The sequence below is a fragment of the Galbibacter sp. genome, from assembly GCF_035306585.1.
GTDB lineage: Bacteria > Bacteroidota > Bacteroidia > Flavobacteriales > Flavobacteriaceae > Galbibacter.
This window is the reverse complement of the sequence record NZ_DATGNU010000067.1, coordinates 1-9,448: the sequence shown is the minus strand read 5'-3', so window position 1 is coordinate 9,448 and position 9,448 is coordinate 1. Positions and strand designations below refer to the sequence as shown.

Here is a 9,448-nt window from a genome sequence, read left to right as displayed (position 1 = left end):
CCCTAAAAAGGCTACTTTATCTGCTATACCTAATTCTTGACATAAATCCTCTGCAGGCTCTTTTTCAGGCCCTTCCCCTACCATGATCAATCGCGCTGGCATGACCTTTTGAATGCCGTGAAATATCCTTATAACATCCTCGATCCGTTTTACTTTTCTAAAATTACTAATATGCGTAATAATGCGTTCATTATCAGCGGCCATAATACTTCGTCCGCAATCGTCAAATTGTTTTTTATACTTGGTTAAATCAATAAAATTTGGAATTACATGAATATTCTTCTCAATATCAAACAGACGGGTCGTGTCTTCTTTTAAGCTTTTAGAAACAGAAGTTACTACATCAGACTTATTTATACTAAATGTAACGGCAGGTTTGTAGAAAGGGTGATTTCCCACCAAGGTAATATCGGTTCCGTGCAATGTTGTTACAATTGGAATGTGTATACCTTGTGTCTTGAGCATCTCTTTGGCCATATAGGCAGCATACGCATGTGGAATGGCATAATGAACATGTAGAATCTCTATATTGTAGAGTTTCACCATATCGACCAACTTACTCGAAAGCGCCAGTTCATACGGCTGATAGTGAAACAACGGGTATTCAGGAACGTTGACCTCATGAAAATGAATTTTGCCACTTAAAAGGGCAAGACGAACTGGCTGTTTGTAGGTTATAAAATGAATTTCATGACCCAGATTTGCCAATGCCATTCCGAGCTCTGTTGCCACTACTCCACTCCCACCAAAAGTGGGGTAACAAACAATTCCAATTCGCATAATTATATAATTTAAACAAAATAGTGCCTTTTGAGTCGAAACAACCTTCCATACATAACAAGAAATTTAAAAACTCAGGCTGCTCAAACACCCTTAAGATTCATCACTACGCATGGCATCATAGATATAGCCTTGTATGTGGCTACGTATATCTTCTGTAATTAATTTTCTATTCATCATCGTTGGATAGGTCCTATTGGATAAAAATATATATACCAAATTATAAGCTGGATCTACCCAGGCAAAGGTTCCTGTAAAACCACTATGACCATAACTTATTGGCGAGGCACATCCACAGGTGGGGCCTGTGGCTCCTAACTGTGGTTTATCAAAACCGACACCTCGTCTGTTATTCTGCTTACAAAAATAGCAATGGTTGTACTTTTTTAAGGTTTGTTCACTAAAATAACGTACCCCCCCATAATATCCTTTTTGAAGGAACATTTGCATGATTTTAGCCACATCATTGGCATTGCTAAAGAGTCCTGCATGGCCAGCAACTCCTCCTAACATAGCTGCTCCCATATCATGCACGTACCCCTGAATGGTTTGTTGCCTAAAATAATTATCCACCTCAGTTGGTACGATCATTCCTTTTCTAAACTTCTTTAAAGGGTTAAAACTGGTATGGTTCATTCCTAGGGAGGCGTAAAAGTGTTCATCTGCAACTTTATCCAATGGCTCATTATAGTAATTCTCTATGTAGCGCTGCATGATTAAAAAAGCCAGGTCGCTATATTTGTATTCGAGTCTAGGACGTAAATCACTTTCCTTAATGATAGTAAAAATGCTGTCCTTATAGTCTTCTCGCATGTACAAATGATCCGCTACTTTGACATTAAATTTTCGGTCAGGCTCCGTTTTGTAATACTTCTCCAAGGGAAGATTTGAAGTCTCGCCTACAGTTTTCTTATAAAAGGGAATCCATGCCTCCAGGCGCGCATAATGGGACAGCACATCTAAGACTTTTAAATTGCTCTTATTACTGTCGCGTAACTCGGGTATTAATTCTCCAAGGGTCGAATCAAAAGAAAGTTCCCCTTTTTCGGTTAATTGCATCAGTATAGGCAATGTTGCGATAATCTTTGTCAGGGATGCCAAATCATAAATATGATCACTTTGGACGTTTTCTCCACCATAGGTGGTCTTCCCAAAATTCTTGTTGTAAACAACCTGACCATTCCGTGCCACTAATATTTGTCCACCAGGAGTCATCCCCGAACGTACGGCCACCTTCATTAAAGAATCCACCCTCTCAAGAGCCTTTGAATTCATCCCAACCCGCTCCGGTATGGAATAGCCCAAGCGCGATAAGCTGTTGGTAATAAAACCTCTATTTTCTGGCAATTTTGCATGAGCCGTTACAGGTAAACTTCCTTTAGCTGCAATAGCACCAAAGATAACCTCAGCAGAAGTTTCTTGCGATATAGGATCGTTCAAATAACTTACAATGATGGTCTCGATATTATCAATACTTTGTAGCCCCAGCAATGCGTATGGTTTTACAAACACATCCAAAATCACACGTTTTTTACGAGCGATTTCATAAAGCCAAGTCTTTTCCTTATCGGTAAAATCAGCCGCCTTCCATGGGGTTTCAGTTGATCTATGATGGCCAACAATCACTAAATTAAAAGGCTCAAGAGCATTGATCAAATCTCCAAGATTATTGGATTGAACTAAGGTAACATCGGCATACTTTTTTAAGGCATCAAAAAAGCTGTGATGCTTTCCATCACCCATGGGTACATAAGCAATCTTTTTTTTGTCTATACTCCTAATAGGAACGAGTTGGTCATCATTCTTGGCTACGGTAATAGCATTTTCCATTACCTTTTCAAACAATAATTGATCTGAAGCCCTGTTGAGATCCTTCGAAAGGTGCTTTGTTGAAACAGGATGATAATGATTCAAGCCTACTTTATACTTAGCTTTGAGGATCTTTTTTACGGAATGCGCTAGACGCTCCTCTGTAATAGTTCCTTCTTCATAGGCTTCCTTAATGGCTTTTACCCCCTTTGGAACGTCAGCTGAAATGAGCAGCACATCATTTCCGGCTAAAAATGCCGCTAAATCTACATTTTTACCTTGGGCGTAATTGGCCACACCTTTCATCTCCAATGCATCTGTAAAAATAAGGCCTTTAAATTGTAGTTTTTCTTTTAGCAACTGCGCTACAATTTTTTTAGATAATGAGGAGGGGTATCCAGGTCTACTTTCTAAGCTAGGAACACTTAAATGTGCCACCATCACACTGGCTAAACCTTCTGAAAAAAGTTTCTTAAACGGGTAGAGCTCCACACTATCGATTCGTTCTTTGTTAAAATCTACTGTAGGCAATACTTTATGAGAGTCTTGAGAGGTGTCTCCGTGGCCAGGAAAGTGCTTTGCATTTGCTAAAACCCCAGCACCCTGCATACCATGCATAAAAGCAAGAGCTTTTTCGGTGACGTTATCCCTGTTTTCTCCAAAGGATCGATTGCCAATTATAGGATTATTAGGATTGGTATTGATATCGACATCCGGTGCAAAATTTATATGCATCCCAAGACGCCTAGTGTGTTCTCCGATATGTTTCCCTACTTGCTCAATTAATGAATTGTCCTTCACAGCACCTAGAACCATATTATAAGGAAAAGCAAAAGTGGAGTCCAGACGCATCGATAATCCCCATTCGGCATCCATAGCCATGAGCATTTTTACTCTCGAGAGCTCCTGTATTTCATTATTAAAGGCCGCTTGTCTGTATGGTCCCCCGGTTGAAAAGATCACCCCACCAACGTGATAATCGGTGACCAATTCCCGTACCTGATCTAAGTGAGTTTCCCCTTTATCTGTAAAAGCCCTAACCATATATAACTGCCCTATTTTTTCTTCAAGACTAAGGCTGTTGTATATACTGTCAACCCAATGCTGCTGCTCTTGGTGATCTTCAGTGGCTAGTGGATCCATTTGCTGACCATGGGATATACATACTGCAAAAAACAATAAGGTAACAAGAAACTGTTTATTCATTTTTATGCAAGAGTTTTTTTCTGCATCAAACCAGTACTCCGTTAAAAAAATAAGGTATTGACACAGGGGTTGCTATTAATTTTTTCCTGCGCAACTGTAGTTTAGTTCATAAACCTGGCATGCCAACTATCCCTTGCAGGTACTTCCCAGTAGTTCTGGTATTCTTCTTTATTGGTTACCAAATTATTAAATACAATAGTGTTTTGGGAAACGGCTCTTTGCTTGGCCATTTTTTTAAAGTCAGAAAGGGGCTTATACGCAATGTAATCTCCTTGACGATAAGATACATTCATCTTATCCAATAAATCTACATGGTATTGTTTTTCTAATTGTTGTATAAAATGTACAGAAGCATCAATGGAACATCCGCTTGGCACGTTGAATTCCTGATCCAAAGCAATAATTAAAAATCGCTTGTACCGCAGCTCATAAGAGGCTTTAAGGTTTGCACCATGCGCAGTCCACTGCGTAATAAATTCTTCTGATTTCTTTTTAATTTGCTCGATTTCTTCTTCCGTAAAACTCCTGTTGGCTTGATAAATCCACACTCTGGCAGCATCGGAAAGTTCATTAAATTCAACAAACATGATCTTTTCAATTTAAATTATTCCTAATTCAAGCCTAATCGCTTCTATTACAACTCTTCGGCATCGGCCAAAAGTTCTGCAACGTCCATTACTTTTATAGATGTACTCTTCTCTTTAGATTTAACCCCATCGGTAAGCATTGTATTGCAGAATGGACATCCCGCTGCAATAATTTCTGCTTTGGAGTCCATAGCCTCTTCCGTTCTAGCAATATTGATCTCTTTATCTCCTTTTTCGGCTTCTTTAAACATCTGCGCTCCACCAGCACCACAGCATAAGCCGCGTTTTTTACAACTTTTCATCTCCACAAGTTCAGCCTCTAGCTTCTCGATCAATTGACGAGGAGCCTCATAGACGTTGTTCCCCCTTCCAAGGTAACAAGGATCGTGGAATGTGATGCGTCTACCCTTATACTTTCCACCTTCGATGGTGAGTTTCCCCTCCTCCAACAAAGATCGTAAAAACTGGGTATGATGTACTACTTGATAGTTCCCTCCTAAGGAAGGATATTCATTTTTAATGGTGTTAAAGCAATGAGGACAACTGGTTACGATTTTTTTTATTTCATAACTATTTAAGACCTCAATATTGCTCATCGCTTGCATTTGGAACAACATTTCGTTCCCTGCGCGTTTTGCAGGATCCCCAGTACATCCTTCTTCGGTACCCAATACTGCAAAATTAACGCCTGCCTTATCAAGCAGCTTAACAAATGCTTTGGTTATCCTTTTTGCGCGGTCGTCAAAACTACCGGCACATCCAACCCAAAACAATACATCAGGAATTTTCCCCTCTGCTGTCAATTCTGCCATCGTTGGCACCTTAATAGAATTACTCATGTGTACTTTAAATTTGTGTATTCACTGCTCTAACACCATTATATTCTAACTGTACTTATTTCCATTACTATAAGTATACCGTTCGTATTTATAACAGCTTAGTCGTGTTTTCCGTCATCAAATACTTGAATAGTCACTTCCTTATCCACAAGGTCAGTAAACTTACCATTATAACGTGTGGCTTTCACCAAATGGTTGTCTATCCAGTGATAGTTTCCACCACGTGGTTTACCCATAAGCATACCATGGTATTTAAACCCATGCTTATTCAACCACTGTTCAGTTACTTCTCTGTGCTCTTCAGTCCTTGAGGTAAAAAAGAAAATAATATGTCCTTGTTCATACCATCTATTCAAGGTTTTTAATGCATCTGGATAAACATTGGCGGTAGCCATACGTTCTGGCTCCTCATTAGGGATATCATCACAGACGGTCCCGTCGATATCAATTAAATAGTTTTTAATCCCCTCTGGTAATACTGGACTAATGTGTTCTCCGTCCTGCAATTTTTCATTTAGCAATTTTTCCACTTCTTCTTTGTTCATTTTCAATTTTTATTTCTGATTCACTATTTATTCATTATTCATTTCTCCAATTCAGACGATCCATTTGATTATAAGGCCAAGGCGCAGCATTATTTTCAATATTGGTCATCATATTATTAAGTTCCATCGGCGCAGCAGATTGTTCCATTACTAAATATCTCCGCATATCCACAATAATGGATAATGGACTTATATTAACTGGGCATGCCTCTACACAAGCATTACAGGTGGTACATGCCCAAAGTTCTTCTCTTGTTATATAATCGTCCAACAATTGTTTCCCATCCTCTTTAAAGACCCCTTTGTTGGCGTCAATATTCCTTCCAACTTCCTCCAAACGATCGCGGGTATCCATCATAATCTTCCGAGGCGATAATTTCTTTCCGGTCCTACTTGCAGGACATTCACTGGTACAACGTCCACATTCGGTACAACTATATGCATTCATAAGTTGCACCCAATTTAAGTCACTAACGTCAGAGGCCCCGAATTTTGCTGTTTCCTGATCATCATCCTGATCAGGCATTGCATATGGATCCGCCTCTGGATCCATCATCAATTTAACTTCATTGGTTACTGACTCCATATTATTCATTTGCCCTTGAGGGTTCAGGTCAGAAAACCAAGTGTTTGGAAAAGCGAGCAAAATATGAAGGTGTTTTGAATAATACAAATAGTTCAAGAAAATTAATATTCCAACTATATGCAACCACCATGCTGATCGCTCAATAATAATTAAGCTACTTTCTCCAAGTGGGGTGATAAGATTAGATAAATATTGACTAATCGGAAAAGCTCCAGCCTGATGATAATGCTCGCTACCTAATTGTTGCAGGCTATAATCGGCCGCATTCATCGTTAGAAACAACACCATTAATATGACCTCAAAATACAATATAATATTAGCATCAGATTTGGGCCACCCTTTCATCTCTGAGAAAAAGAATCTTTTCAGTTTTAAAATATTTCTACGAATCCAAAATAACACCACAGCCACAATAACTAGCAGGGCAAGGATCTCAAAGCTCCCGATTAAAAAATCGTAGAGTATCCCCATAGCGCTCAGTACCCGATGTGTTCCAAAAAGGCCATCAATGATAATTTCAATAACTTCAATATTGATAATGATAAAACCAACATAAACTATAATATGCAGTATACCAGCTATAGGTCTTACCACCATTTTTTGTTGACCAAATGCCACCAGTGTCATGATTTTCCAGCGCTCCGCCTTTCGATCCGTGCGATCAATGTCTCTACCTAGCCGAATATTCCTGACAAGTCGCTTGATGTTAGCGGCAAAATAACCAATTCCAGCGATAAGGATCAGTGCAAATACTATTTGAGATACGTAATTCATGATGCTCCCTTAGTTTAATCTTCTTGCTCTAAGCCCTCCTTTTGATCATTAGGCTCGTAGGGTTTGGCTTTTTTTCCAAAGAGGGAAAAATGCACATACCGTTTTGGATTCAAGCGCATATCTTCAAGAAGTAATTCTAACTCCAAACTAGCATCAGAGAGATTGGTATACAACTGTTCATCATTCATTAACTTCCCTATAGACCCCTCTCCTTGCTCTATTTTATCCATGACCTGATTGAGTTTGACCATGCTGTTCTTTAAATTACTTACGGCAAGTCCAATATTGGCATTGGCAAGTGTGTCACTAAGACTCGCTAGATTTCCGGATAATTGATCCACATTGGTCAGTGTACGATCTAGCTTGTTTTTATTGTTTGTTAATAAACTATTTAAAGTTTGACCTGCCTGATTAAAATTATGAGTAACCCCATCTAGATTTTCAAGGGTATTTTTTATGTGCTGTCGACTTGCGGAATCTAAAATAGCATCTACCCCGATCATTACCGAGTCCGCATTTTTCAATATGGCATCTAAACTTTCTTGTAAGGGAGCTAATTTTTGATTGACCAATTCCGAGAGACCAGGATCTATAGAACTCTGCAGGGTATCACCATCTTTAGAAAGCGGCCCTTGATCAAAAATTGGAACAATCCGCAATCCCTTTCCAGCAATTATACCGGTATCATAGATCTCTGCAGTACTGTTTTTTGAGAATTGAAAATCATTATCAACAGTAAAGCTAACAAGTAAATGTCCTTTGGAGTCTAAAAAGCGAATATTTTGTATAGTCCCAACCTTAAGTCCATTTATACTCACGGGAGTGCCAGGGGTAAGACCGTTGACCTTTTCGTATACTGCGTAAAAAGTTCTACTTGAACTAAATAAGTTTGTGGCCTTTAAAAAAGTAAAGCCCAAAATAAAAAGGACGATCCCGCCCACAACTATAATTCCGGTTTTAAGTTCTCTGGTAAGTTTCAAACTTTATTTTTTTGTGTAAGCAACAAAATTAGGAATTATTTTTTAGAACAAGATTAATTTCAGTTGGATTTCAGCACTGACTGAACTTTAACCTTTTCCCCATTTTTAAAGGCGACGATAAAGCTACTTTTATAACCCTTATTTATGGCATTTTGGCGCATTTGTTGGATTTGCTCGTAACTTGAAGTCTCCCCATAATAATAGCGATAAATTGATCCTTCTTTTTCTCTACTAATCGGATCTAAGCCTTTAAAATTATAGGATTTCGTTTCTACGGCTTTAGACCCCGCAGCAATCTGGACTCTAAAACTAACACCAGGCTCCACAACAGTTTCGGTGTCATCACCAGTAACAAGATCACCATGATCACTCGATTCAAAAGAAAAATCAACTCCTACATTTTCTTCCAAATGTGTTTTATATTTTTTGATCGCTTCAGCGATGGAGGCTGCCATTTCGCCCTTCCCTTTTTTAGAGTTTAGGTATGCTCCCTCTGGCTTATAAGTCAAGAAACCAGTTTCAATTAACACACTTGGCATAAAGGTTTGGTGAAGAACAATAAATCCAGCTTGTTTCACTCCTCGGTTTACCCTGTTGAGATTACTGGTAAAATTATCCTGAATGGCTTTGGCCAAAAATATACTTTGATCTAAAAATTCTTCCTGCATCATGGTAAGACCTATAAATGACTCGGGAGAGTTTATGTCATAAGCCGCATAGTTCACCTCATAATCTTCCTCTAGATAGATCACCGAGTTCTCCTTTTTAGCAACTTCGAAATTACGCTTGTTTGCATGCAATCCTAAGACAAAAGTCTCCGTTCCATGAGCACTGGAATTATGCGCGTTACAATGAACCGATACAAACAAGTCAGCTTGGGCATCATTGGCTATTTTTCCTCTCACATATAGATCGACAAAACTATCGTCTGTTCTGGTGTACACCACTTTGATGTTGGGTGTTTTTTTTAAAATTTCTCCAACCCTAAGTACGATGTCTAACGCGATTTCTTTTTCCTTAAATCCTCCACCTAAATTTCCTGGGTCATGACCACCATGACCAGCATCCAGGACCACCGTAAATGGCTTGTTTTGATACGTATTTAATTCTGAAGGGAAACAGAATTGAACTAGTAATAAATTTGCAGTAAGTAAAAGTGAAACTATATATTTGTTCATGGAACAATAACGATTAATTGCTATTATTTATTTTGTTTAAAATTTTTTGATCTATACCAAAGAGAACAAAAAATATACGTAAGTTTGGCAGGTCAAAAACCGAGCCACATTCAGTACAAAAATAGTATTAAAAGCTTTGCAAGCAAAGAAACTCAACATACTTT

At 38.6% G+C, this 9,448-nt stretch carries 8 protein-coding genes; all 8 read right to left on the bottom strand.

All coding sequences use genetic code 11. The features are described from left to right. Positions 1–780, bottom strand: a 780-nt coding sequence (gene bshA, locus VKY50_RS07125) for an N-acetyl-alpha-D-glucosaminyl L-malate synthase BshA (RefSeq protein WP_324300303.1), incomplete at its 3' end; no start/stop codon positions are given. Positions 781–873: 93 nt separating this feature from the next. After that, a complete protein-coding gene (locus tag VKY50_RS07120; RefSeq protein ID WP_324300301.1) occupies positions 874–3,795 on the bottom strand; it encodes a serine hydrolase domain-containing protein in 2,922 nt (973 codons plus the stop codon). 101 nt (positions 3,796–3,896) lie between these two features. Further along, on the bottom strand, positions 3,897–4,382 hold the full coding sequence (locus VKY50_RS07115; RefSeq protein ID WP_324300299.1) for an ABC transporter ATPase: 486 nt from the start codon (positions 4,380–4,382) through the stop codon (positions 3,897–3,899). Positions 4,383–4,429: 47 nt separating this feature from the next. Further along, positions 4,430–5,221 (bottom strand): (Fe-S)-binding protein, encoded by a 792-nt coding sequence (locus VKY50_RS07110; RefSeq protein ID WP_324300297.1) that lies wholly within the window; start codon positions 5,219–5,221, stop codon positions 4,430–4,432. Positions 5,222–5,319: 98 nt separating this feature from the next. Beyond that, on the bottom strand, positions 5,320–5,766 hold the full coding sequence (locus VKY50_RS07105) for an LNS2 domain-containing protein (RefSeq protein WP_324300295.1): 447 nt from the start codon (positions 5,764–5,766) through the stop codon (positions 5,320–5,322). Positions 5,767–5,800: 34 nt separating this feature from the next. Continuing rightward, positions 5,801–7,126: a (Fe-S)-binding protein gene (locus VKY50_RS07100; protein WP_324300293.1), complete on the bottom strand. Its 1,326-nt coding sequence runs from the start codon at positions 7,124–7,126 to the stop codon at positions 5,801–5,803. Between the two features lie 14 nt (positions 7,127–7,140). After that, positions 7,141–8,106 (bottom strand): MlaD family protein, encoded by a 966-nt coding sequence (locus VKY50_RS07095; RefSeq protein ID WP_324300291.1) that lies wholly within the window; start codon positions 8,104–8,106, stop codon positions 7,141–7,143. A 59-nt stretch (positions 8,107–8,165) separates the two neighbouring features. After that, on the bottom strand, positions 8,166–9,284 hold the full coding sequence (locus VKY50_RS07090; RefSeq protein ID WP_324300289.1) for an N-acetylmuramoyl-L-alanine amidase family protein: 1,119 nt from the start codon (positions 9,282–9,284) through the stop codon (positions 8,166–8,168). Between the last annotated feature and the right edge of the window lie 164 nt (positions 9,285–9,448).

Bases quoted from the DNA above. Each gene is read 5' to 3' on its own strand.
- VKY50_RS07120 (WP_324300301.1), bottom strand. From the start codon at position 3,795: ATGAATAAACAGTTTCTTGTTACCTTATTGTTTTTTGCAGTATGTATA.
- VKY50_RS07115 (WP_324300299.1), bottom strand. From the start codon at position 4,382: ATGTTTGTTGAATTTAATGAACTTTCCGATGCTGCCAGAGTGTGGATT.
- VKY50_RS07110 (WP_324300297.1), bottom strand. From the start codon at position 5,221: ATGAGTAATTCTATTAAGGTGCCAACGATGGCAGAATTGACAGCAGAG.
- VKY50_RS07105 (WP_324300295.1), bottom strand. From the start codon at position 5,766: ATGAACAAAGAAGAAGTGGAAAAATTGCTAAATGAAAAATTGCAGGAC.
- VKY50_RS07100 (WP_324300293.1), bottom strand. From the start codon at position 7,126: ATGAATTACGTATCTCAAATAGTATTTGCACTGATCCTTATCGCTGGA.
- VKY50_RS07090 (WP_324300289.1), bottom strand. From the start codon at position 9,284: ATGAACAAATATATAGTTTCACTTTTACTTACTGCAAATTTATTACTA.